We start from the raw sequence: 23,311 nt of genomic DNA on the forward strand, positions 1-23,311 counted from the left end.
ATAAAAAATATTTTGCTTTACCTAAACCTGGAGTATTGAAAATACTCAAAAATAGATTTCAAACCCGAGACTGGAGAAAGTAAGCATGTCTAAACTGACAATTGTTGCAAACATTGTTGCAAATGAAGATAAAGTTGAACTTGTAAAAGAAGAGTTATTGAAGCTGATTGATATCACTCGCGCTGAAGAAGGATGTATTAATTATGACCTTCATCAAGACAACGAGAACCCTGCACATTTTATGTTTTATGAGAACTGGGAATCTCGTGAATTATGGCAAGCGCATATGGGCAACACGCACCTAGCAGAATACATGGCAGCAACCGAAGGTTGTGTGGCGAGTTTTACATTGAATGAAATGACACACATCGACATCGCCTGATTTTAAGATTGGATTGGCATGAGCCTTTTCTATCCAACCATATTTACGTGTCTTCCAATAAGGTATAATGAATTAAAAGCATTAAATCACTTTTAGCAATTACTACGGCTTTAATGTTGAATACTGCGCAAGCCGCAGATATTGAGATTGTGGCTCAACTTGACGGTACTCGCCCAGGAAACATCACTGTTACCGAGCAAGGAAGAGTATTTCTTTCCATGCAGCCTCTTGATGGTCCAAAATATCGAGTTGTTGAGCTGATGAAAGATGGTTCAACAAAACCTTTCCCTAGCGAGGATTGGGCGGATGGTCCTGAAACGGGCAAGGTGGGACTTTCGTCAGTCATTGGTATTGATAGCACTGAAGATGGGGTAGTTTGGATGTTAGATATGGGCAGTCCTGAAGCCTCGGCTCAGATTGTCGCTTGGGATACTATCAACAACAAACTATTTAAGCGTGTGGAAATCAGCAAAAACGTGACTGTCGGCAACTCTTTCCTACAAGACTTTGCTTTAGATACTAAGCGTAATCAAATTTACATTGCCGACACCAGCCTTGGAAACTTGTTTGGTGAGCCTGCACCAGCTTTTGTTGTTGATTTGGAGACGGGCAAGTCTCGTCGCGTGCTTGAATCACACAATGCCCTACTCTCACCAGAGCATGACGTGGTTATCGATGGCTCTTTAATGGGGGCAAAGCGTGAAGATGGTAGCTCTGATGCACTTTACCTTGGACTAAACCCAATAACGATTGATGCCGCGAATGAGTGGATATATTTCGGTACGGTTAATGGCAGTGCAATTTACCGACTACCAGCGGCTGTCTTGGCAAACGATAAGCTAACTGATAAAGAAATTGCTCAATCCATCGAGTTCTACAATGAAAAGCGCCCAAGTGACGGTATGATCATTGCGGATAACGGTGATATTTACGTCGGTGACCTTGAGAAAAATGCTATAAGTATTGTAAAAAAAGATGGTTTTAAGACTTTTGCACAGGATGACAAGTTATTGTCATGGGCCGATGGTTTCTCAATTCAGGGGGGGTACCTTTATGTGACGCAAAACTCTCTGCATCTAAATCCAGCCCTTAATGAAGGTGAAGAGGGTGCAAGCAAACCGTACCATGTATTACGCATCAAACTAGATTAAGACGACTTAGATAGACACGTAAATATAAAGCGTATGTATTTCATCAATGCATACGCTTTTTTATTAACTGTAAATCCATATCTATCAATTTATTTTTGATAATAATTCAAAGTTTAGGCTATTTTTGATGGCTCTAATGCCTTGTATTATCAATCTATCAGAAACGATAAGAGTTAAAGAACAGTGAATAAAAAAATCACAATGGGTGTAACAGATTTATCATTTCATCGCACAACAGCATCATTGGTTAGCAATGTATTGAAAACCATGGGGTTCGAAGTTGAGCGAATCTTTTCCCCTCATCAGGAAAATTTTGAAAAACTGAAAACTGGTGAAATCGATATGCTCTCTTCTGCTTGGTTACCATCGAGCCATGGTATCTATAAGTCTGATGTTGAAAAAGTCGAACCATTAATCGAGCTTGGACTGCACTACGAACCTTATGCATTGTGGGGTGTGCCGGATTACGTACCTGAAAAGTTGGTCGCTGAAGTGGCGGATTTACTGAAGCCTGAAGTAATCGAGCAAATGAGACCTAAAATTCAAGGTATTAACCCAGGAGCTGGAATTACTCGCTTTTCTATCCAGATGATGGACGAGTACGGTTTAAGCAAGGCTGGCTACGAATTTTTTACAGGCAGTGAGCGCGACTGCTTTAGTGCTTTTGAAGATGCCGTCGCAAATAAAGAATGGGTCATTGTGCCGCTATGGAAACCGCAATTTCTTCACTATCGTTATGTTATTCGCGAGCTTAGGGAGCCTAAAGGACTGCTTGGAATTGTAGATAGAGCCGTGCTTTTACTAAGGGATGATAAGAAAAACCTGTTTACTGATGAGCAGCTTAACTCGTTAGATTCATTGCGTTTTTCCAACAATATTATTGCAGAGCTTGATTATAAAGTGTGCCGTATGGGTAAACCGCAAGATGAAGTGACGCATGAGTGGTTGGTTTCACAAGGTGTTATCTAACTGAGTTAGCAGATAAGTATCTCTACACTATTTAGTCGAGTAGTGTGATTATCAAAAATAGATTGAAATTAATTAAAGAATTGAGCGCTTTATCTAGGCTAAATGATCTCTATGATCGGGTGTTCAATCCAAGGAGAAATAATATGTCATTACCAACAACAATGAAAGCAATTGGTTTTACACGATCACTAGCAATTACAGAGCAAGACAGCTTATTCGAGTTTGAAACAAGCCTGCCAGAGTTAAAGGACAATGACCTGCTTGTGAAGGTGAGTGCGACCTCGATTAATCCTGCTGATGCAAAAATCCGTATTCGAAACGCAAAAGATAAAACTCTTGAACTGCCAAAAGTGTTGGGTTATGACGCTGTTGGTGAAGTGGTCGGCAAAGGTGACAATGTTGAAGGCTTCCAAATCGGTGACCGAGTTTATTACGCGGGTGATGTGACACGCATGGGGGCGAATGCAGAGTATCAAGCGGTTGATTACCGAATCACAGCTCACGCACCCAAAAGCCTTTCTGATGAGTCAGCAGCAGTAATGCCTCTAGCAACACTGACAGGTTGGGAGGCCTTGTTTGATCGCCTGCGCGTTCGTCCTGAGGAGAAAAAATCTATCCTGATCATTGGAGGCGCTGGTGGTGTTGGCTCTATTACGATTCAGTTGGCGAAACAACTAACTAACCTCAAAGTTATTGCAACAGCTTCAAGACCAGAGACTGAGCAGTGGGTCAGAGATATGGGCGCTGACCATGTCGCAAATCACCGCAATTTAGTGGAATCGGTACGTGAGCAGGGCTTTAAGTATGTTGATTATATCTTCAACGTTGCTGATACCAAAGGTCACTGGGATGCAATGGTCGAGTTGATTGCTCCACAAGGCATGATCAGTTCAATTGTAGAATTTGATGGTGGTGTTGATCTATCAAGGCTACAAGGTAAATCAGCAGGTTTTATTTGGGAACTAATGTTCACTCGATCACTGTTTAACACAGACGATATCCAGAAACAGCAGGATATCCTTTTCCAAGCTGCGAACTTGATTGATGCTGGCCGCATTAAGTCTACACGGACCACTACATTGAATGGCTTTGATGTTGAGACGCTAAAAGACGCACACCAGCGCATTGAAAGCAGCGCGTCAATTGGCAAAACTGCGATTAAATACTAATTCAGACTTATAAAAACGGGATTTTTGATGAAACTGTATATCTACGAGCATTGTCCATTTTGTGCACGTGTTGCTTATGTTGCTAATGCGCTGAAACTTAACGTTGAATACCAGGTTGTGGATTATGCTGATGCGCAAACTCTGATTGATTTAATCGGTCAGAAAATGGTGCCAGTCTTGGAGAAATCTGATGGTAACGTGATGGCGGAAAGCATGGATATCATTGCTTACTTTATCGAGCAAGCTGGTATTGATGCGGTAGCTGTACCATCGGAAGAAACATTGGCATTTCAGCGAGAGGTATTCCCTTTGATTCAAAGGATTGGCTACCCTCGCTGGACGAACCTGAATCTAAAAGAGTTCGCGACTGAAGCAAGTGTTACTGCATGGCAAGCGAAGAAAGAGACAGGAGAGCTGAACTTTGTTCGTCTGTTAGAAAACACAGAGCAGATTGTTGCAGATGTGAACGCACAGTTGGTTCAAGCTGAAACGTTGATCCAACCGAATGCGGGTAAATCGCCACTGCCTCTGGTTGATCAGGCTATCTACTTCTCGTTACTGCGTGGCTTCTTTACAGAATCTACCATTGAGTGGCCGCAAGAGCTTAAGTTATGGCTGGAAACAAACAGTAATGACATTGGCGCTAGCTTGCTGAAGACATAGCTTTCTGAACATTCGATATTACTAACTTCCAATTCCTGTGAAAGTTGGAGGTTAGTCATCACTTTACGGTACGACTAATTAAAAGGGAAATATCATCATGAAGCATCAAATTATCGCTGATTTAGAGCAACGCTACACAGCAAAACGCTACGACTCAAATAAGCGTGTTCCTCAAGAACAACTGAATGTTATTTATGAAGCCATTCGTTTATCTGCATCATCGATAAATTCACAACCTTGGAAATTTATTGTTATTGAAAGTGATGAAGCCAAAGAGCGTATGCACCGCACTTTTAGAAACAAACATCAGTTCAATCAGCCCCATATTAAGGCAGCCTCTCATATTATTCTGTTTGCATACAACCCTAACTATACCCGTGAAGATTACGCGAAGGTTGTTGATAAAGGGATTGCAGATGGGCGAGTCTCGCCAGAGAATCGAGAGCAAGCGTTTGGTAGCTTTGCATTTGCCGAGTTAAATACAAACGAGCTTGGGGATACCTCTTCGTGGACTAAAGCACAAACCTATTTAGCTCTAGGAAATACATTGCATGTGCTGGCTCGACTAGGTATAGATTCAACAACAATGGAAGGCGTAGATTCTGAATTAATCAGCGAAGAGTTTTCCCGTGAGCTTGATGGGTATCAATGTGATGTCGCACTGGCAATGGGCTATCACCATCAAGAGGAAGATTATAACGTGAATTTACCCAAATCGAGACTTGAACTCGATTCTGTTTTAACAGTTTTGTAAAAATTGAGACAGCCTAAAAAATTGAATTTACAATCTAAACACAACTAAACAACCTGAGATCTGCTTAAGAACTCAGGTTACATTAGCGCTAATAATTTAACCTCAGAGAAGCTTACTAAAGCAATCACGAAGCACTGAACAGTTTGAGAAACTGCTACACTCAATTAAAGATTATCGTTAAACCGCTAGAGTAAGCTATTCGTTGTTCGATGTGCTCTTCCTTGCAATATGCACAAGCATTTGCGGAGCTGTGGCTGTGGGGATTGAAGATTTTGGTGAAGTTCACTTAAACTGGATAATTGAAAAGGAAGTGATTACTTCAGTATCCTTTACTGATTTGGTCAATTCAATTAAACCACGTCACAGTTCTTCCAGTACACGATAACATTGCCCAACTGAAACTTGTTATTGACATAATTGTGTATCGATGAATGATCAGTTTTCAGTTGTAATTGACACTAAGCACCCTAGCAAGGCATTCAATTCTTCAATCTATCTAACTGAGTCCACATAGGACAACTGCATAGACTGGAGCCTCGATTTACATTAACGAGGACTCCTCATGCGAAAACTATCTCCAATCATTCTGGCGCTTGCGCTGTCTCCTTTGGTTCAAGCTGAACCTGTGTCTGAAGTGTCGCCCGTTGGCAAAATTGACGGCATGGTTTCTTTACCTGTCACGGGTATGAAAGCGGTCGAAAGCAATGGCCGTATTGTTTTCATGTCAGACAGTGGCCGGTTCGTCATTGATGGCACGCTCTATGACGCTTGGTCGAAAAAGCCGCTTACTAGCCTTGAAGAGATTCGTGAAGCGGGTAACACGCTGGACTTAAGTCGTCTTGGCTTAAAAATGGATGATTTGAACCCACTGACGCTGGGCGAAGGCAAAAAGAAAGTGGTGGTCTTTGTTGACCCACGATGCCCGCACTGCCATGAGCTTTTGAAGCAAGCCTTACCGTTAACCAAAGAATACACCTTCCAAATTCTCCCTGTGCCAGTGCTTGGTCCTGATTCAGAGCGTCAGGTTCGCCAGCTTGGCTGTGCGCGTGACAAGAAAGCGGCCACCGATGCATTGCTCAATGGCCGGATTGGTAACCTAGAACAGGATGATGCCTGCAACTTAGAGCCAATGCAGCGTACCTTGGTGACGGCTCAAATACTGGGCATTCAAGGTGTGCCTTTCATCGTCGCCAATGATGGTCGCATCAGTCGAGGCCGTCCTTATGATCTTTCTGCTTGGTTGGAGGGGCGTTAATGAAAGCCTCTCTGTATTCAGGGCAACGCGCTTCTGAGCTCTTGCCAGTATTGGCCTATTCAGACGATGAGCAACTGTTTTTCATGGAAGACCAAAGTGTTGGCTTTGGTTTTCTATGTGACCCATTGCCGGGTGGTGATGAGTCTGTTGCAGACAGGGTTAATGTTCTACTCAACAACGACTGGCCAAAAGACACTTTGCTGCAATTTGGCCTGTACGCCTCGCCTGATATTCAAACCGACCTTCAACGCATGATGGGCTTACGGCATCGTCAATCCGATCCATTGCTCAGGGCGTCGATACGCAAACGTGCGGATTTCCTCGATGGGGGCACGGTTCAACCGATAGAAGAATCGACCCAGACTCAGGTACGCAACTTTCAACTGATCGTCACCTGCAAATTGCCTTTGGAAAGTCCTATACCGACGGAGCGTGAGTTGAGTCGAGCATCCGCGCTTCGGGCTTCTTTCTCGCAGGCGCTGGCAACGGTTGGTTTTCGCGTCACTGAGATGACTGACCGAAATTGGCTCGCGGCATTAAGTGCACAACTTAACTGGGGAAAAGATGCTTCCTGGCGCAATCCATCACCAATCCGCAGTGAGGTTGATAAACCACTTCGAGAGCAAGTGTTGGATTATGACCGAGCTATCAAGGTGGATAGCCAAGGTCTGATGCTGGGTGATTACCGAGTTAAAACCTTATCGTTTAAGCGCTTGCCTGAGCGGATCTGGTTTGGTCATGCCGCAAGTTTTGCGGGCGATATGATGACGGGCAGTCGCGGTTTACGCGGCAGCTTTTTGCTAAATGTCACCATTCACTTTCCCTCAGCTGAGGCGATGCGATCTCGTTTAGAGACGAAGCGTCAATGGGCGGTCAATCAGGCCTATGGCCCGATGCTCAAGTTTGTGCCGGTGCTTGCAGCCAAGAAAAAGGGATTTGATGTTCTTTTTGAAGCTTTGCAAGAAGGTGATCGTCCTATTCGGGCAAATATGACTTTGACGCTGTTTTCACCAACGGAAGAGGCGTCCATCAGTTCTGTTTCAAATGCTCGAACTTACTTCAAAGAACTCGGATTTGAGCTGATGGAAGACAAGTACTTCTGTTTGCCCATTTTCCTGAATGCCTTGCCATTTGGTGCTGATCGCCAGGCAATGAACGACTTGTTTCGATTCAAGACCATGGCGACACGGCATGTGATCCCTCTGTTGCCTTTGTTTGCGGATTGGAAAGGCACTGGCACGCCAGTGATTAACTTTGTTTCCCGCAATGGCCAGATCATGAGTGTGTCCCTTTATGACTCGGGCAGTAATTACAACTGTTGCATCGCGGCGCAATCGGGATCGGGCAAGTCATTCCTGGTGAACGAAATCATCTCCTCCTACCTATCAGAAGGCGGGCAATGCTGGGTAATTGATGTTGGCCGCTCTTATGAAAAGCTGAGTGAAGTCTATGATGGTGAGTTCTTACAGTTCGGCCGGGACAGTGGCATTTGCTTGAATCCGTTTGAAATCGTTGAGGACTATGACGAAGAAGCGGATGTACTGGTTGGGTTATTGGCCGCAATGGCCGCACCTACGCAGTCATTAACCGATTTTCAGATGGCCAACCTAAAGCGTCAGACCCGTGAACTGTGGGAGAAAAATGGTCGTGCCATGTTGGTTGATGATGTGGCAGAGGCTTTAAAAAATCATGAAGATCGACGTGTGCAGGACGTGGGTGAGCAGCTCTATCCGTTTACGACACAGGGCGAATATGGCCGTTTCTTTAATGGCCACAACAATATTCGCTTCAAAAACCGTTTCACCGTTCTGGAGTTAGAAGAGCTCAAGGGACGCAAGCACCTGCAACAAGTGGTGTTGCTGCAGCTTATCTACCAAATCCAACAAGAGATGTACTTAGGTGAGCGTGATCGTCGCAAGATTGTGTTCATTGACGAAGCCTGGGATCTGCTGACTCAAGGTGATGTCGGTAAGTTCATCGAGACGGGTTACCGTCGATTTCGAAAATATGGCGGCAGTGCTGTAACGGTAACGCAGTCGGTCAACGATTTGTATGACAGCCCTACAGGTAAAGCCATCGCTGAAAACTCGGCCAATATGTACCTGCTTGGTCAAAAAGCTGAAACCATCAACGCGCTCAAAAAAGAAGGCCGCTTGCCACTAGGTGAAGGCGGTTATGAGTACCTAAAAACGGTTCATACCGTCACGGGTGTCTATTCCGAAATTTTCTTTATTACCGAAATGGGCACCGGGATTGGCCGCCTCATTGTCGATCCGTTTCACAAGCTGTTGTACTCGTCCCGTGCAGAAGATGTAAACGCGATTAAACAGTTAACGCGCAAAGGCCTTTCTGTTGCTGATGCCATCTCTCAGTTGTTGAAGGAGCGAGGCTATGAATAAGACCACGCTTTGGCCATTTATGGCCTCTATTACTTTGTCTATTGCTGGTAGCGGTTTAATGACCAGCTGGCTCTTAATGAAAACACTCGAACCCATCCACAGCCAGTTGGCGTTAAGTACGCCCATTGCAGTCGTGGATTTTGGAGAAGCGGTGTTGTCACTGGGTCCTAATGCCAGCGAACAAGACATCGAATCCAGGTTGCTTCAGACCAATCAGCAAATTGAAAAGTTAAAAGCAGCCGGTTTTATCGTGCTGGATGCCCAAGCGGTGGTGGGTGCAGATGATTCTGTATTCGTGCCAGTAGGCTCAAAGGAGGTGTCTCATGCAGATACTCCGTAAAAGAATGCCTTGGCGGCCATATCTCATCCGGTTGACCATTCTTGCGTTAATCATGGCCGTGGTAGGCACCTACGCCATGATGCGCTACCGAATAGGTATTGATACCCAGCAAGAGCGCTGCCTGCCTGATACCACGGTGTATCTGATTGACCTATGGAATAAAGAGCCCGTTAAGGATGGTTTGTATGCCTTCCACTCAAAAGGACTCGCTCCGTTATATAACGACGGTACTCGGATGCTGAAACGCCTAACAGGGATGCCTGGGGATGAAGTCAATGTGACGCCTGAGCATGTGCTGGTGAACGGTGCTGAAGTCTCTACCGGCATGGCACTAGCCCAGCGTCTTGGTGTGGCGGAATCACAATTTAGCCGCTCATTGACGCTGCAAGAAAACGAATATTGGTTTTCCGGTGAGGCTGCAACGAGTTTTGACTCCCGCTATTGGAATGTCGTCAAGCGCGAGCAGATTGTCGGTCGCGCTTGGCCGATTTGGTAGGAGGTGGATGATGAGAAGACTATGCCTCTTATTTTTGTTGGTTGCTCCATTGGCTTGGGTGCAAGTGTCCTGGGCACAAGAGCCTTATCCATTGTCTGACGAGGACAAAAAGATCGTCGAAATGAGCCGCAGCATTTTACAAAGTGTTGTGGATGGTTCATCTGAATTTATCGAGCCTTTTTCACCGATTGAACAACCTGCGTCGCTCAAACACAACGATGAATGGTTGATTTTTGCGTCGTCTTCACTGGGGGATTCCTCACTGAAGCAGCTATTTAAAGAGGCCAGTGCAACCGGCGCTATTGTGTTGTTTCGGGGAATTCCTGAAGGAAAGACCTTGGGGGCGGCTATCCGTGATTGGCATACGCTGATGGTGGGACTTGATCCTGTTCCTCAGGTTCGAATCGATCCGAAAGCCTTTGTGCACTGGCGGGTGACTAGCGTGCCTGCCATTTTCCGCATAGAAGATGACAAGGTGACTGCAAGTGCACTAGGGGTTTACAGCAAGGACTGGTTGCAGCGCCAAATTGAAACAGGCAATACCGGTTCATTGGGTCAACGCGGTCCTATTCATTCCATTTTAGAACCGGATTTGATGCAAGTGGCGATGCAGCGTTTACAGTCGCTTGACCTGGGCGCGTTAAAGAAAAAAGCCATTGAGCGTTTCTGGTCTCGCCAAACTTTCACTGACTTACCCAAAGCCACGCAGTATCGGATAAGAACGGTTGATCCAACCATCGTCATGCAGCGGCCACTATTGGATGCCAATGGCCGAACATTGATCCCAGCAGGAACGCGTATTAACCCGCTAAAAGCCTTGCCGTTTACTCAGCAGCTTGTGGTGTTTAATGCGTCGAACGCTGAAGAAGTGGACGCAGTTGCGCATTGGCTTGAGACGCAAGATAGGACACTGCGCCGCATTACGCTTATCACCACGCAGCTCGACCGTACTCAAGGCTGGAATCGCCTCAATGCGCTCGAAAAGACATTGGATAGTCCGGTTTACCTTCTCAATGCCTCGCTAAAGCAGCGCTTTGATTTGCAAGTCACCCCATCGTTTGTTCAAGCAAAGGGGCTCGCGTTTGAAATAGAAGAAATTCCAGCAAAGGAGCTTGTTCATGAAAAAGCTCAATAATACGTATCGTCTGATGCGGACTCTCGTTGTCATGCTTGTCCTGGGCGCATCTATTCCTGCAAAAGCCGAATTGACTTGCCCAGACGCGGGGTTATTGTCCGGCAAGTTGCTGACGGATGTTTGCTGGTCATGCATTTTTCCTATCCGGGTTGCCGGTCTTCCTCTTGGCTCTGGCAGTGTCCCAAGCGGCGCATCAAACAAGTCATTTTGCTTATGTGAAGACAACTTAGGTGTGCCAAGGCCAGGTATTGTTACCAGCATGTGGGAGCCAGCGCGTTTGATTGAACTGATCAGAACGCCAGGTTGTTCGCCTTCACTGGGAGGGATTCGCTTACCTTTAGGTGATAGGCGATTGCAAGGTGGTCATGGCGAGGGTGAATACGATACCGGTGATCTTGCTTTCTACCATTACCATTATTACGCCTTTCCGCTTTTGGTCATGCTCGATTTGTTCATGGATGGCAATTGCAATGCCGATGGTTACATGGACTTTGACTTGATGTATTTGTCGGAATTGGACCCAACATGGCTGAACGATGAACTGGCCTTTTTTACTCAGCCTGAAGCGGCTGCCGTTGCCAATCCATTGGCTATTTCGGCTTGTACCGCTGACGCTGCTTCATCAACGTTTGGTAAACCCATCGACCAGTTGTTTTGGTGTGCTGGCAGTTGGGGCCATCTCTATCCCTTATCTGGCCATACCTTAGCCTTTGGCTCATTAGCAGAAAACACCAGCCATTTAGCAGCGCGAGCAATCGCGGCTCAACACAGGCGTGGTCTTGCAAGGCGAACAATGGGGAACAGTGCGCTATGCCGACCTGTTATCGAACCCATGCTGCCGAAATCCCAATACAAGATGAGTATGTTCTTCCCTGTACCGGAAACTGAAAGTGCGCATGTCATCGGTGAAAGCACCATGAAATGGGGAGAGTGGCGAACGATCCCCGGTGCCGGTGAAGATGCGCTCTACATTTTGTGGCGCTGGCAAGACTGCTGTAACTCGGGAGGTTAACTATGAAACCAACACTTTTTACCCGAGTGTTAGCGGGTATTTTATCTATCACTATGGCGTGCTTGCCCTTACATGGTGTGGCCGCTGATGTGCAGCGCCAATCCGGCTTAAGCGGACAACAAGAAGGTAAGCAATTGCTGCAAAACTGGACGATGCCCGCACTCAATGGCAATACATTGTCGGTACCGAATGGCAGTGGAAATGAGACGATTAACTTGCAAGAGCTTTTCCCTAGTATGGATCAGTGTTCATTGGATGTCTTAACGGGCGTTTATGGTTCTGATGCCAGCATGAATCAATTGGGGACGCAGCGCCAAGAGAGCATGGCATCCGAAAGTGGCGCTACGGGTGAGGCGTTTCGCTCGCTCCAGCAAATCAAAGACAGGTCTCGGCCAGATATGGTCAATGATCCGCTTTGGGCATTAACTGATGCGGTTCAAACTGACCCCAACCTATTAACCCAAAGCTTCCCCGGCTGTGAGTCTCAAGGTGAAGGCAGCCCAAATTACCAGCAATGTGACAGGCTCAATACAGCGGTTAACAGCTGCACTATTACTCACGATTACACGGCAGGCATCATTGAGCATGTTTCAGGGCCGATGAACCTTCGCTCTTGTGGTGAGGGGTGCCTTGAAGTTTGGATTGGACGAATTGGTGACAACTACTGGAGTGGCAGTTGTAAAGTATTTGAACAGGCCATCACACTCAAAGTCGTGAACCCCGATGCGATTACCTCAGCCGTTCTTGAGTACGCAAAATGGGATGACTACATGCAAGTGTGGCTTGGTGATCAGAAAGTCTGGTCTGGGCCGAACAATAACTTTCCACCAGAAACGGCAGGTCGCTGCGAGCTTAGTACCAGTTGGGAACGCAATCCTAATACTGACCTCACCGCCAAGCTAAAAGCGGTAGAGCCCGGTTTAGAAGTGCCGGTAAAAATTCGCGTATCGGTAACGGGTAGTGGTGAGGGGTATGCACGCATCAAGGTGCGTTTTGATCCAACCAAGGCAGTGATGAATGATAGTTGGTCGCCACAGTCCTGTATCGAACAAGCCGCGGATATCCCGGCGAAGTTTTCAGACTACAGTATTCAATGCACGGATCAGCCGTCTTCAACCAACGGATGTACGGTGGTCAATGGTGTTTCAGTTTGTGAATCCTACTTTGCCCCAAGCCCTGTCGCTGGCATATCGCCTTTGTGTCGGCGTGTACAAGTCAGTGTGGATGATGAAAGCTATAAGGGGATTGAAAATCAGGCCTGCCAAGTGCTTGAAGCGAACCCTTCCTGTGGCTTCATGTCGTCAGAATGTGCCGAAACCAATGATAAAGGTGAATGCATTCGTTTTACCGATACCTATGACTGTGGATTGCAAACCAGCGATCCAAAGTGTGTGGTATCCAACCTTATGCCGAGTAGTTTTGAGGCCTGTGAGCCTACTCAGACGATCACGCCATTTACTGAAACCAAGCATGTACCGGATTACCAGGTGTGCGAGAAGATCAGCACGCTTACTCAGTGTCAGTTAGAGCGACGTGTATCCGCTGAAACCCATCAACAAAGCTGGTCCATTGAGCGTGGTTGCTTTAGCTCCGAAACGCTCAGTTTTGTTTCACAGCACAGCAGTACTATGCAAACTGGAAACGCGACGCTGAGGATTTTTGATAATCAAAATACTGAGATAAAAATCACCGAGTCGCCATCCAAGGCAAATGGTTGGAAAACGACACTCTCACTGACGGGCAATAAGGAAACGGTGACTGAGACGAAACCGTCCATTAAATACCCTGAAATGACCTGTCCAAAAGGAACCTTGGTTGGCTCATTGTGCAAGGTCGTTAATGGGTCGATTATTTCGTGGCATGAACCCAAGGAAGTCACTCGTTCCAGATGTGAGTCTGGCTGGAACAAAGTCGATTTCGATACTTGCAGCCGAGAAGTTCAGAAGTGTTTGGCTCCTGCGAAACTGAGCGCTTCATTGACCTTCTCTGGCAAGTACTTAGAGCAAGACGTTGTTCATCAATCAAGTGATCCGGGCATAGACCAATGCTTGATGCAAACGGATCAGTTCACTGCGGTGCAGTGGCAGTGTTTGGATACGGGCACAAAACGAATCGACGGGTTAACAGTTGGTAGTGGCGAGTTGGCCAATCTGGGAAGCCTTTATCCGGCGGTTGTTTCTTCTCCTGCTCATTTAACCAGTCGTGGCAGCTCTGATGGACTGGGGCTCTCATGCTGGAGGGCAAGAGCGACCTACAATGCTTCGACTGCTCACCCAGAGTTCAACATGGGCAGCTCAGATAGCTGGGTAGATGCCAATGGTAATACACAAACCATCGTCAATAACGGACAAAACACGACCACCAATACGTGTGCCGCGCTAGAGCAAAACCCGGCCTGCCAGTACGTCAGAACCGAATGCACTGAAGGCGGGGCTGGTCATGAAGGCTTCTGCTATATCCAAAGTTTGGTGTATGACTGCGGACAAAGCGTCGAAGTGCAAAATGCACGAATGGAAACTCAATTCAACTGTGAGGGGCCAGTTCGCTGCATGGGCACAGATTGTTTAGAGCCAGAGTCAATCAAGCAGGCTAACTTTGCAGAGGCCGCTGCGATGCTTAATGCGGCGCAGTTTATGACCAATGATATGTCATGCACGGGAGCTGATGGCCAAGACAACGTCGAGTGTACGGTCTTTAAAGGTAATGCTGGCCAGTGCAAAAAAGCCGTCGGAGGTATAGTGGATTGCTGTGAAAAGCCAAGTGGCGTGTCGTTATCGGACTACATCACGATGATAGTGGCGGTCAACAAGCTTGATACGGCAGTCATGGCCATGAATCCGTCTTCGGCAATCTATGGTTCGTGGAATACGCTCAGGGAACCAATCACCAGTACTTGGAGTGCGGTCAAAGAGCCTTTTGTGTCTGCATGGGACTCTCTCATGGGGGCTGGGCCATCAACGGCTGCTGGCGCGGGAGCGGAGCAAGCTGCGACTGGCTTCATGCAGGTGTTGACCAACAAAACGGCTGAATGGGTAGGTACGACCTTTGGTTCGGGGGCGCAATCGGCACTGTTTAGTAACGTTGGTGGCGCAGTTGGAGCTGATGGTGTCGTATCGGGTGGTAACTTTGCGCTGGGGGGCGCTGCGGGCGCGGTTCTGAGTACGGTTATGACGGCCTACATGATTTATTCAGTCACTATGATCCTCATTCAGCTTATCTGGAAATGTGAGCAGAGTGAGTTTGAAATGAACGCCAAGCGGGTATTGAAGAGTTGCCACTATGTAGGTTCTTACTGCAAGTCTAAGTTCTTAGGTGCCTGTGTTGAGAAACGGCAATCATATTGCTGCTTTACTTCGCCGCTTTCGCGGATCATTCAAGAGCAAGTACGTCCGCAATTGGGCCTTGGCTGGGGCAGTGCGAAATCTCCCAACTGTGAAGGATTGACCGCTAGTCAGTTAAACCAGGTGGATTGGAGCCAAGTCAATCTGGATGAATGGATAGGTATCTTATCGATCACGGGCAACCTACCCGAAGTACCGTCACTGGATCTGGAACGACTCACAGGCTCAGGAAGTACGCTAAACATTGATGGAAACCGTCAAAGTGCCGCAGACAGAGCTATTGAAAGGCTAAACGGAATGGATGCTCAGAAATTACGCCAGGAGGCGACGGAAGAAATTTCGGGGAATGAATGATTCGATAATTCACCATATCCGTGTGTGCTAAATTGTTGTTTGGTTCGGGATGGCCTGAAATAAGAGACCATCCTTTTTGCTCACAGGAATAGTTACTTTACTACTAGCTAAATATCGAGCCGCAAGTTTTCTTGTATTTCATCTATCAGTGTTTTTGGCACATCCCATTCCTCAGCAAGCTGACGCCAAGTTGATACGTGCTCAATCGTTGCATCAATAATATCGTCGATCTTTTTCTTGTTAAAAACAGGGCTAAGTTTCTCTAAACTATAGAAATCACTTCGTGTAAAGTTATCTCTTTTACCATTCAAGCTCATCCAATGGCTGTTCACCCATTTACTGCCAGGTTTATAGCTATAAGCTAAATCATAAGCTGGTGCGAGAGACCATTTGTCTTTTTTCAGAATAAAGGCAAAGTTCTTTGAGTGGTCGTCATGATTTCGAGCAATGATATTGAACGTCATGCGCTTGAATAGCTGCTCAGCTTCAACAGCAGAAAGCTTCAACTGTCTGGCAATGCCAAATAACTCTGCGTAAGAAAATGTCCCCGGCTTTTTATAATCAACGTGGGCAAGCCCGTTTAGCGTTTGTACGTGTACCTTGTTGTTTTTAATTCGATCAAACCGTTGTGTAATAAAGTGGCGTCGGTTGCCTTCTTGAAGTAAGCGGCATGGCATCATATCGACACCGCATTTGTTTGCCATTAGATGATAAACAAACTCCATTGCTCCATAGCCTAATGGATCACCGAAGGTTTCTTGATTTTTGTTATGCTCACTAACACCGTCAAATTTCATCAAATAATGAGTAAAACCACTTGGCACTTTGGCTTGGCCGGAGCGAACTTGAGTAAAATCTTCATTAAATGCTAATACGGCTTTCGGTCGTGCTCCTCCTGCACTCATGCCAACTGATAATAAAGACATCATTGCCTCTCTATCGTCTTGGCCATTTTGTTTGAGTTCTACTTCAAAATTACCTCGTGAATCTAAGATTTCTTGTGCAATAGAAACTAGCGATTGGATTTCTACTTGTTGTGAAGCATTTAAACTTCGTAACTTTGTAGCTGGCGTATACTCAAGAGCTCCCATGCCTCGCTTTCCCGTATATTGGAGGCGTTGAAGTGGTGTAATGTCACCCGGAGAACGACCTTGACCTGCAACCCATGCGTTGAGAACTGCGTTACCAAAATCATCAGGTAAGGAGTCAGCTATTAAACCTGGTAGTCCTTTAAAGGTATTGAAATCCAATTCGGGAAAGCTATAAATGCGATTCGATAATGGCATTTTGATTGGGGACAGCTCGACCCCTTTTTTTATGAATCCTGGATCATATTCAAATGATCCAAGTCCCTTTTCAGTGTCAAAACTCACTGCTCCAACAACATCGTCTTGGTATGTTATTGTAATGACTTCCATTACCATTCTGGTGCTTCCTCATCTTTGTTACTGCGCTGGCCAGAGGCTCTCTGCCTTTTCTTGCCTTGCAGTTTGGCCAGCTGTAAGGGAGAAATTTCTTGTTTAGGGAGAAAAAGATCAATCTGCTGTGTGAGGTCTAATGCCATTAATATAGCAATCATGATGTCGAGCTGAACTTTTCCCTTTTCTGCATTCAAAACCGTTTTGCGGGCAATGCCAGCAAGCTGTGCAACTTCAGATTGTGTTAGGTCTCTATTTAGTCGAGCTTGCTTCAATCTGTCGCCGATCTCTTCTGCTAATGCTGTAGCTGTCACGCCTTTCACTATAAAGTCCCACTTTGGTTACACTATGTGGGATACCCCCACTTAATGTTCTTAATTTAGGACTTTAATTTGATATTGTCAACTGATGGTTTTAGTGCGCCTAATTGGTTACATTAAGTGGGTTTTCATTCGTTAGAGTAACCATATGTGGACTTTATGTGATTTATATGAAGCCCCTTCAAGAGGGGCTGTGTGATGGGAGCCTAGTTGGCAAGTTGGCAAGTTGGCTAGCTGGCGGGGTTATCTGTTTCCTCTTCAGTGATATCGTCATCGGTAGAAGGCACCGCTTGTTCAACTTCAGCTTGTTTTCCCTTAGCTTGGGCTGATTTTCGTGCTCGAATTTCGATATCAATAATGCGTCGCGCCAGTTTGATGATGCGCTGTTGCCATGCGTAGTTACCATCAACACGTTGCTTGTTGCTAAGCACGCTAGACAACCAGAGTGTGTCCATTGAGATCATCAACGCATCGAGTTTGCGCACTAAGCCAACAAACTGGCCAACCTGAGGCGAGCTGATTTTGGCGTTGAAGGTAATCGGGTCGGTGTAGTCAGGTACTTCATCGATACCGTTGGACTCCATCAGTTTGTCCAAACGAGCTTGTTCGTTGTCTACCGCCTTAGCGCAATCCTCGATCAACTGGCTAATGATCTGCTCCACTTCATCAATTTCGTTATCATCGCCAATGATGCGCAGGATGACATCGATTCCGTAAAGCGCACTGACCGTCCGTCTAAAAACACGGTCAACGACACGTTGCGCCTGTAAGCTATTAATTGTGAATGATTGTTCAAAGATGGGTTTTGAGTAATTGGGTTTTGCTTGGGCCATAAGTTTGCTCCTGATATGACAATAATCAGTCCCTAGCCTAATCCTCTGTGAGGTAATGGCCTTTCAGCTAGGTGGAAGAATTGAGCATCTTTCTAACTATCCTGTCTGGATAAGACGGTTACACTGACTATCAAATATTGCTGATCTGTTTCAGTGATATCTGCGCCTGAGAGCATTAGCTCAAAGGAAGCCCGCCGCTGAGTATTATCAGTGGTACTAAGAGGTAGCTAGCCTCCTTAAACAAATAGCCTGCATGTTTTTACATGCTCAACCATGCGTTCCTTACGGTTCGCCTTTTCACCACCCAACTGGGGGAGTTTTCCCCAGTTGGGGGTGACTCCTTCACAACCAAATTAAGGAGTCACCAATGGAATATATCTTCGGATTTATTATCCAAATTGCAGGCATTATGTTGCTTGCAAAACTGAGCTGGTCGCTTTTGCGATTGCTTGCTCGTCAAAGCGTGCGCCCGTTTCGATTTGTACTTACTCAAATCAAGCGATTGCTCACACCAACATCAAAACGTCGTCCAATGGCAGTGCCTAAAGCTCCTGGTATGCCCCGTTTGACATCTGCGTTTTACAAAGAGCCACATCAGTACGACATGGCTTTACTCGAAATACCAACCTATCTGCGTCGTCAGTCTTCTTTGCCCAGTCGGGTAGAAGCAACTGTGTGCACAGAGTTCAACTAAGACGAGGAGAACATCATGAAAAACCAAGTAACACTCATAGGCTACGTTGGCTCTGAGCCAGAGACGCGAGCCTATCCATCAGGTGATTTAGTGACCAGCATTTCACTGGCCACTTCTGAGAAATGGCGCGACCGTCAATCCAATGAGCTCAAAGAGCATACGGAATGGCATCGGGTCGTTTTTCGAGATCGTGGTGGATTTAAGTTAGGGCTAAGAGCAAAAGATTTGATCCAAAAAGGAGCGAAGCTTTTTGTTCAAGGGCCTCAGCGCACGCGATCATGGGAGAAAGATGGCATTAAGCATCGATTGACCGAAGTGGACGCGGACGAGTTTCTGCTTCTTGATAGTGTGAACAAAGCATCTGAGCCATCACCGGCGGATGATGCGAGCTCCCAAGCTAATTGGGCACAAACTTATCCTGAACCAGATTTTTAACCGAGCAAAAACGCTTTAACCCAGCCGGGAGTACTTTCCCGTCAGGGTCAGACTCCCACTTTGATTGTCGGAGTCCACAATGGAAAAACCAAAGCTAATCCAACGCTTTGCTGAGCGCTTTAGTGTCGATCCAAACAAGTTGTTCGATACCCTAAAAGCAACAGCATTCAAGCAACGTGACGGTAGTGCACCGACCAATGAGCAGATGATGGCGCTTTTGGTGGTTGCAGATCAGTACGGCTTGAACCCTTTCACCAAAGAGATTTTTGCGTTCCCTGATAAACAAGCTGGAATTATTCCAGTGGTAGGTGTCGATGGATGGTCTCGCATCATCAATCAACACGACCAGTTTGATGGCATGGAGTTCAAGACTTCAGAAACCAAAGTCTCACTGGATGGCGCGAAAGAATGCCCGGAATGGATGGAATGCATTATCTATCGGCGCGACCGTTCGCACCCAGTCAAAATCACTGAGTACCTGGATGAAGTCTATCGACCGCCTTTTGAAGGTAACGGCAAAAATGGCCCTTACCGTGTAGATGGTCCATGGCAGACGCACACTAAGCGAATGCTAAGACATAAATCCATGATCCAGTGTTCCCGCATTGCGTTTGGCTTTGTGGGAATTTTCGATCAAGACGAAGCAGAGCGAATTATCGAAGGCCAAGCAACACACGTTGTTGAGCCATCGGTGATTCCACCCGAGCAAGTTGATGATCGAACCCGAGGGCTTGTTTACAAGCTTATCGAGCGGGCGGAAGCTTCAAACGCTTGGAATAGTGCATTGGAATATGCCAATGAACATTTTCAAGGTGTTGAGCTGACGTTTGCGAAACAAGAAATCTTTAATGCACAGCAACAAGCAGCCAAAGCGCTCACACAGCCTTTAGCTTCTTAGCGCCACGCATTCATTTTACTAACCCTGGCGGGATTATTCTCCCGTCAGGGGGAAGGTCTCGTCTTTTTTTTTGGAGATCTTCCATGACTAAATCAGCCTCACTTTTTCGCTTGGTATTGGTTGTTGCCCTTGTCTTAGGTTCGATTCAAGCCGGTAAAGCGGCAATTGATTCGCTTCAAGCAAGTGTTGTTCAGCACCAAACAGCTTTAGCAAAAGCAGCAAAGTAACCACTTAACCCTGAAGGGGAGTTCTCTCCTTCGGGGGAGTCTCCCCTCAAAGGAGGCAATATGAAGGTTATCGACCTATCACAGCGTACTCCTGCATGGCACCAGTGGCGCATTGCAGGGGTTACGGCATCTGAAGCCCCAATTATTATGGGGCGTTCACCCTACAAAACACCTTGGCGATTATGGGCAGAAAAAACCGGATTCGTATTACCGGAAGACCTGTCGAATAATCCTAATGTGCTTCGCGGTATTCGGTTGGAGCCTCAAGCAAGGCGAGCATTTGAGAATGCGCATAATGACTTTCTTCTGCCGTTATGTGCAGAAGCCGATCATAACGCAATCTTTCGAGCCAGCTTTGATGGCATCAACGATGCGGGCGAACCCGTTGAACTGAAATGTCCTTGCCAGTCAGTTTTTGAGGATGTGCAAGCTCACCGAGAACAAAGCGAGGCGTACCAGTTGTATTGGGTACAAGTACAGCATCAAATACTGGTCGCCAATAGCACGCGTGGTTGGTTGGTATTCTATTTTGAGGATCAACTGATTGAGTTTGAAATACAACGAGACGCGGCGTTCTTAACTGAATTGCAAGAAACAGCGCTTCAGTTTTGGGAGTTAGTACAGACCAAAAAAGAACCGTCAAAATGCCCTGAACAAGATTGTTTTGTTCCCAAGGGTGAAGCCCAATACCGCTGGACATCGCTGTCCCGCCAGTATTGCTCAGCACATGCCGAAGTGGTTCGACTGGAAAACCACATTAAATCTTTGAAAGAGGAAATGCGAGACGCTCAGTCAAAATTGGTCGCTATGATGGGTAACTACGCTCATGCCGACTATGCTGGGGTCAAACTCAGTCGCTACATGATGGCGGGCACGGTGGACTATAAGCAATTGGCCACCGATAAGTTAGGCGAGCTGGATGAACAGGTTTTAGCCGCTTACCGAAAATCGCCACAAGAGCGGTTGCGCATCAGCACCAATAAGCCAGATCAGCCCGTTGAAACACCAATCAAAATCAGTCTTGAGCAAGAGAACTTGGTTCTGCCAGGTGACTCGCCGAGCTCATTTTACTTTTAACGTTCACTTGGAGCCGATTTCGGCTCCTTTCTCATGCGCTTACATCGAGTGCATCAGAAAGCAGTTTCACTCGTAGCCAATGCTGGGTACGAATGATAGAGCGAGCTGAACTCTTATATACACAGCCATACCACAATCAACACACCACCTGACGGGGACTTCATTCCCTGTTGGGGCATGGGGCCTCGTCAAAACAGATGAGGTTTACCATGACTGAACAATCCCCATTTTTGGTTCAAGTGAATCAAGCGTTTAATGTCCCGGCTCCTGATGCTTTCGTTCTGGAAGGATTTGGTGCCGACACTACCCATCCAAACATTCCCGTTCGCAAGGACGAGTACGTTTTTAGAAAAGAAGACTTACGTGACGTATTGGCGTTCTTGTCTAACCCAGACGGTGACGGTTTGTATATTACTGGCCCCACTGGATGCGGTAAGACCTCGCTAATTTGCCAAGTTGCTTCTCGATTGAATTGGCCTGTTCAGCAAATTACTGCGCACGGTCGATTGGAGTTGTCCGATCTTATCGGTCACCACACGCTGGTTAATGGCAACATGACCTTTGTGTATGGACCGCTGGCACTGGCTGTAAAGCATGGCCATTTGCTGATCATTAATGAAATGGATCTTGCTGAGCCTGCTGAACTGGCTGGGCTCAATGACATTTTGGAAGGTGCCCCATTGGTCATCGCACAAAATGGCGGTGAGATCATCATGCCACATAACAAGTTTCGTTTTATCGCTACCGGCAACAGTGCGGGCAGCGGTGATCAAACGGGCTTGTATCAAGGTGTGCTCCAACAGAATTTGGCTTTTCTTGATCGCTTTAGAATCATTGAAGCGACCTATGCAGAGCCTTCTGTAGAGGAAGCCATTCTGGAAAATGTTGCGCCGGGCTTGCCAGAAGTCTTTCGCCAAAAAATGGTGAAAGTGGCTGGTGACATTCGTCGTCTTTTTATTGGGGGCGCGGATGGCGGTGCAGAACTCAGTATCACCATGTCCACTCGGACCTTGGTGCGCTGGGCAAAGTTAACACTTGCTTTTAAAGGCGCTCCTAACGCAGTGGAGTATGCACTGGTTCGGTCTTTGACGGCTCGTGCAGAGTTGGAGCAACGTGAAGCCATTCACCGTATTGCCGCTGATGTCTTCGGTGACCACTGGGAGGATTGATGATGGAAAAGTGCTTTGCTCTTTACCGTTACAGTCATTCTGATGGGACAGCCAAAGAATGGGCCATTTACGTTGGATCAGATACCCAGGAGATTGAAGTTCGGTTTGGAAAAGCAGGTCAATTGTCGCAGCAGCGATTGATTGACTCGACTGATCCTAAGGCTGAAGCAGACCGAAGAATCAATGAGAAAATCACCAAGGGTTATCGATTTGTTGGACATGTCGGTATTGATCATCAAGGGCGGCCATTTGAACTCTCAAATGCGCTAGATAGTGTCGCGTGCGCCAATAACGTCAGTTGGGAGTTTCGTACTCGCAAGGACGTCAATGGCCAAATCTCGCTGGCTCAAAAAGCGTTGTTCGATATGGCAAAGCTGCTTGAAGCCTATGGCTTGGCTGTTATTGATGATAACCAGGTCAGGATTGGAGAATGGTCATTAGGGTTTTGCAAAAGCGGATTACCTAGTACCAATCAAATCAGCATTGTGTCAGGTGAAGGCGCTGGCATTGTTAACACTGATGATGGCCCATGGCCATTGTTGCTGTTGCTGGCTTTTAAGCGTCAATTACCACCTCTGTGTTCGCTCACAGTAGCGAGTCCTGAAGGGATAGAAGTATCCGACCAACTGAAGTTGGAAAAAGATGTATTGCGGTTGCTAGGCAGTGATTTAGAGCGGGTTCGCCCGATAGCTGAAGCACTGGACTTAATGCCTGCGAAAATCGATCTCAACCAATCGTCGCCTGATTCGCAAAATTACTATTTCTGATAGTGGTGTTGCCATTAGCGCGTCAATTACTACCACCCAAACGGGGGCCATTG

Annotated in this window: 23 protein-coding genes; 20 read left to right on the forward strand and 3 right to left on the reverse strand. The window is 46.6% G+C overall.

The window, feature by feature from the left end; translation table 11 throughout:
- Positions 1-85: 85 nt before the first annotated feature.
- From CFK45_RS10360 to traN, 13 genes are all read left to right on the forward strand, one after another.
- Positions 86-382 carry a putative quinol monooxygenase gene (locus CFK45_RS10360; RefSeq protein ID WP_096086386.1) on the forward strand — a complete coding sequence of 99 codons (297 nt, stop codon included), beginning with the start codon at positions 86-88 and terminating at the stop codon, positions 380-382.
- 113 nt (positions 383-495) lie between these two features.
- On the forward strand, positions 496-1,533 hold the full coding sequence (locus CFK45_RS10365) for an L-dopachrome tautomerase-related protein (protein ID WP_096086387.1): 1,038 nt from the start codon (positions 496-498) through the stop codon (positions 1,531-1,533).
- A gap of 183 nt (positions 1,534-1,716) precedes the next feature.
- On the forward strand, positions 1,717-2,502 hold the full coding sequence (locus CFK45_RS10370) for a glycine betaine ABC transporter substrate-binding protein (RefSeq protein WP_204378454.1): 786 nt from the start codon (positions 1,717-1,719) through the stop codon (positions 2,500-2,502).
- A gap of 44 nt (positions 2,503-2,546) precedes the next feature.
- Positions 2,547-3,671 carry a zinc-binding alcohol dehydrogenase family protein gene (locus CFK45_RS10375; protein WP_204378455.1) on the forward strand — a complete coding sequence of 375 codons (1,125 nt, stop codon included), beginning with the start codon at positions 2,547-2,549 and terminating at the stop codon, positions 3,669-3,671.
- Positions 3,672-3,698: 27 nt separating this feature from the next.
- The gene (grxB, locus tag CFK45_RS10380; RefSeq protein ID WP_096086390.1) at positions 3,699-4,334 is read left to right on the forward strand and encodes a glutaredoxin 2; all 636 of its coding nucleotides are present in this window, start codon (positions 3,699-3,701) and stop codon (positions 4,332-4,334) included.
- 97 nt (positions 4,335-4,431) lie between these two features.
- On the forward strand, positions 4,432-5,088 hold the full coding sequence (locus CFK45_RS10385; protein ID WP_096086391.1) for a nitroreductase family protein: 657 nt from the start codon (positions 4,432-4,434) through the stop codon (positions 5,086-5,088).
- 562 nt (positions 5,089-5,650) lie between these two features.
- Entirely contained in the window at positions 5,651-6,343 is a 693-nt protein-coding gene (locus tag CFK45_RS10390) for a DsbC family protein (RefSeq protein ID WP_001228924.1), read from the forward strand.
- Entirely contained in the window at positions 6,343-8,742 is a 2,400-nt protein-coding gene (traC, locus tag CFK45_RS10395; RefSeq protein WP_096086392.1) for a type IV secretion system protein TraC, read from the forward strand. The genes CFK45_RS10390 and traC overlap by 1 nt, the downstream gene beginning before the upstream one ends.
- The gene (locus CFK45_RS10400) at positions 8,735-9,082 is read left to right on the forward strand and encodes a hypothetical protein (RefSeq protein WP_001044650.1); all 348 of its coding nucleotides are present in this window, start codon (positions 8,735-8,737) and stop codon (positions 9,080-9,082) included. The genes traC and CFK45_RS10400 overlap by 8 nt, the downstream gene beginning before the upstream one ends.
- Positions 9,066-9,578: a S26 family signal peptidase gene (locus CFK45_RS10405; RefSeq protein WP_192870755.1), complete on the forward strand. Its 513-nt coding sequence runs from the start codon at positions 9,066-9,068 to the stop codon at positions 9,576-9,578. Before CFK45_RS10400 ends, CFK45_RS10405 begins: the two co-directional genes overlap by 17 nt.
- A 7-nt stretch (positions 9,579-9,585) precedes the next feature.
- Positions 9,586-10,713 carry a TrbC family F-type conjugative pilus assembly protein gene (locus CFK45_RS10410; RefSeq protein ID WP_239923638.1) on the forward strand — a complete coding sequence of 376 codons (1,128 nt, stop codon included), beginning with the start codon at positions 9,586-9,588 and terminating at the stop codon, positions 10,711-10,713.
- On the forward strand, positions 10,697-11,725 hold the full coding sequence (locus CFK45_RS10415) for a TraU family protein (protein ID WP_096086393.1): 1,029 nt from the start codon (positions 10,697-10,699) through the stop codon (positions 11,723-11,725). Before CFK45_RS10410 ends, CFK45_RS10415 begins: the two co-directional genes overlap by 17 nt.
- Before the next feature lie 2 nt (positions 11,726-11,727).
- Positions 11,728-15,420, forward strand: a complete 3,693-nt coding sequence (traN, locus tag CFK45_RS10420; protein WP_096086394.1) for a conjugal transfer protein TraN — start codon at positions 11,728-11,730, stop codon at positions 15,418-15,420.
- Positions 15,421-15,527: 107 nt separating this feature from the next.
- Here traN and CFK45_RS10425 read toward each other — a convergent pair whose 3' ends face one another.
- The 3 genes from CFK45_RS10425 to CFK45_RS10435 form a co-directional block, all read right to left on the reverse strand.
- On the reverse strand, positions 15,528-16,844 hold the full coding sequence (locus CFK45_RS10425; RefSeq protein ID WP_096086395.1) for a type II toxin-antitoxin system HipA family toxin: 1,317 nt from the start codon (positions 16,842-16,844) through the stop codon (positions 15,528-15,530).
- Positions 16,838-17,161 (reverse strand): helix-turn-helix transcriptional regulator, encoded by a 324-nt coding sequence (locus CFK45_RS10430; protein ID WP_096086396.1) that lies wholly within the window; start codon positions 17,159-17,161, stop codon positions 16,838-16,840. The genes CFK45_RS10425 and CFK45_RS10430 overlap by 7 nt, the downstream gene beginning before the upstream one ends.
- 227 nt (positions 17,162-17,388) lie before the next feature.
- Positions 17,389-17,991 (reverse strand): hypothetical protein, encoded by a 603-nt coding sequence (locus CFK45_RS10435; RefSeq protein ID WP_096086397.1) that lies wholly within the window; start codon positions 17,989-17,991, stop codon positions 17,389-17,391.
- A 367-nt stretch (positions 17,992-18,358) separates the two neighbouring features.
- Here CFK45_RS10435 and CFK45_RS10440 point away from each other — a divergent pair, with 367 nt between their 5' ends.
- From CFK45_RS10440 to CFK45_RS10465, 7 genes are all read left to right on the forward strand, one after another.
- Positions 18,359-18,685 (forward strand): hypothetical protein, encoded by a 327-nt coding sequence (locus CFK45_RS10440; RefSeq protein ID WP_023584057.1) that lies wholly within the window; start codon positions 18,359-18,361, stop codon positions 18,683-18,685.
- 15 nt (positions 18,686-18,700) lie between these two features.
- Positions 18,701-19,120 (forward strand): single-stranded DNA-binding protein, encoded by a 420-nt coding sequence (locus CFK45_RS10445; RefSeq protein WP_012368368.1) that lies wholly within the window; start codon positions 18,701-18,703, stop codon positions 19,118-19,120.
- A gap of 79 nt (positions 19,121-19,199) precedes the next feature.
- Positions 19,200-20,018, forward strand: coding sequence for a phage recombination protein Bet (gene bet, locus CFK45_RS10450; protein WP_014703121.1), 819 nt, complete (start codon positions 19,200-19,202; stop codon positions 20,016-20,018).
- Positions 20,019-20,101: 83 nt separating this feature from the next.
- Entirely contained in the window at positions 20,102-20,245 is a 144-nt protein-coding gene (locus CFK45_RS18575; RefSeq protein ID WP_192870756.1) for a hypothetical protein, read from the forward strand.
- A 60-nt stretch (positions 20,246-20,305) separates the two neighbouring features.
- Positions 20,306-21,322 (forward strand): YqaJ viral recombinase family nuclease, encoded by a 1,017-nt coding sequence (locus tag CFK45_RS10455; RefSeq protein WP_096086398.1) that lies wholly within the window; start codon positions 20,306-20,308, stop codon positions 21,320-21,322.
- Between the two features lie 209 nt (positions 21,323-21,531).
- Complete coding sequence (locus tag CFK45_RS10460) at positions 21,532-22,491, forward strand: AAA family ATPase (RefSeq protein WP_001959209.1); 960 nt, start codon at positions 21,532-21,534, stop codon at positions 22,489-22,491.
- Positions 22,491-23,258 carry a hypothetical protein gene (locus tag CFK45_RS10465; protein ID WP_096086399.1) on the forward strand — a complete coding sequence of 256 codons (768 nt, stop codon included), beginning with the start codon at positions 22,491-22,493 and terminating at the stop codon, positions 23,256-23,258. Before CFK45_RS10460 ends, CFK45_RS10465 begins: the two co-directional genes overlap by 1 nt.
- Positions 23,259-23,311: the final 53 nt, after the last annotated feature.

Origin of the sequence: Agaribacterium haliotis (genome assembly GCF_002312815.1) — a bacterium.
Lineage (GTDB): Bacteria > Pseudomonadota > Gammaproteobacteria > Pseudomonadales > Cellvibrionaceae > Agaribacterium > Agaribacterium haliotis.

Bases quoted from the DNA above. Each gene is read 5' to 3' on its own strand.
- CFK45_RS10465 (WP_096086399.1), top strand. From the start codon at position 22,491: ATGATGGAAAAGTGCTTTGCTCTTTACCGTTACAGTCATTCTGATGGG.
- CFK45_RS10365 (WP_096086387.1), top strand. From the start codon at position 496: ATGTTGAATACTGCGCAAGCCGCAGATATTGAGATTGTGGCTCAACTT.
- bet (WP_014703121.1), top strand. From the start codon at position 19,200: ATGGAAAAACCAAAGCTAATCCAACGCTTTGCTGAGCGCTTTAGTGTC.
- CFK45_RS10410 (WP_239923638.1), top strand. From the start codon at position 9,586: ATGATGAGAAGACTATGCCTCTTATTTTTGTTGGTTGCTCCATTGGCT.
- CFK45_RS10360 (WP_096086386.1), top strand. From the start codon at position 86: ATGTCTAAACTGACAATTGTTGCAAACATTGTTGCAAATGAAGATAAA.
- CFK45_RS10400 (WP_001044650.1), top strand. From the start codon at position 8,735: ATGAATAAGACCACGCTTTGGCCATTTATGGCCTCTATTACTTTGTCT.
- CFK45_RS18575 (WP_192870756.1), top strand. From the start codon at position 20,102: ATGACTAAATCAGCCTCACTTTTTCGCTTGGTATTGGTTGTTGCCCTT.
- CFK45_RS10460 (WP_001959209.1), top strand. From the start codon at position 21,532: ATGACTGAACAATCCCCATTTTTGGTTCAAGTGAATCAAGCGTTTAAT.
- CFK45_RS10415 (WP_096086393.1), top strand. From the start codon at position 10,697: ATGAAAAAGCTCAATAATACGTATCGTCTGATGCGGACTCTCGTTGTC.
- CFK45_RS10390 (WP_001228924.1), top strand. From the start codon at position 5,651: ATGCGAAAACTATCTCCAATCATTCTGGCGCTTGCGCTGTCTCCTTTG.
- CFK45_RS10435 (WP_096086397.1), bottom strand. From the start codon at position 17,991: ATGGCCCAAGCAAAACCCAATTACTCAAAACCCATCTTTGAACAATCA.
- traN (WP_096086394.1), top strand. From the start codon at position 11,728: ATGAAACCAACACTTTTTACCCGAGTGTTAGCGGGTATTTTATCTATC.
- traC (WP_096086392.1), top strand. From the start codon at position 6,343: ATGAAAGCCTCTCTGTATTCAGGGCAACGCGCTTCTGAGCTCTTGCCA.
- CFK45_RS10425 (WP_096086395.1), bottom strand. From the start codon at position 16,844: ATGGTAATGGAAGTCATTACAATAACATACCAAGACGATGTTGTTGGA.
- CFK45_RS10385 (WP_096086391.1), top strand. From the start codon at position 4,432: ATGAAGCATCAAATTATCGCTGATTTAGAGCAACGCTACACAGCAAAA.
- CFK45_RS10405 (WP_192870755.1), top strand. From the start codon at position 9,066: ATGCAGATACTCCGTAAAAGAATGCCTTGGCGGCCATATCTCATCCGG.
- grxB (WP_096086390.1), top strand. From the start codon at position 3,699: ATGAAACTGTATATCTACGAGCATTGTCCATTTTGTGCACGTGTTGCT.
- CFK45_RS10455 (WP_096086398.1), top strand. From the start codon at position 20,306: ATGAAGGTTATCGACCTATCACAGCGTACTCCTGCATGGCACCAGTGG.
- CFK45_RS10440 (WP_023584057.1), top strand. From the start codon at position 18,359: ATGGAATATATCTTCGGATTTATTATCCAAATTGCAGGCATTATGTTG.
- CFK45_RS10445 (WP_012368368.1), top strand. From the start codon at position 18,701: ATGAAAAACCAAGTAACACTCATAGGCTACGTTGGCTCTGAGCCAGAG.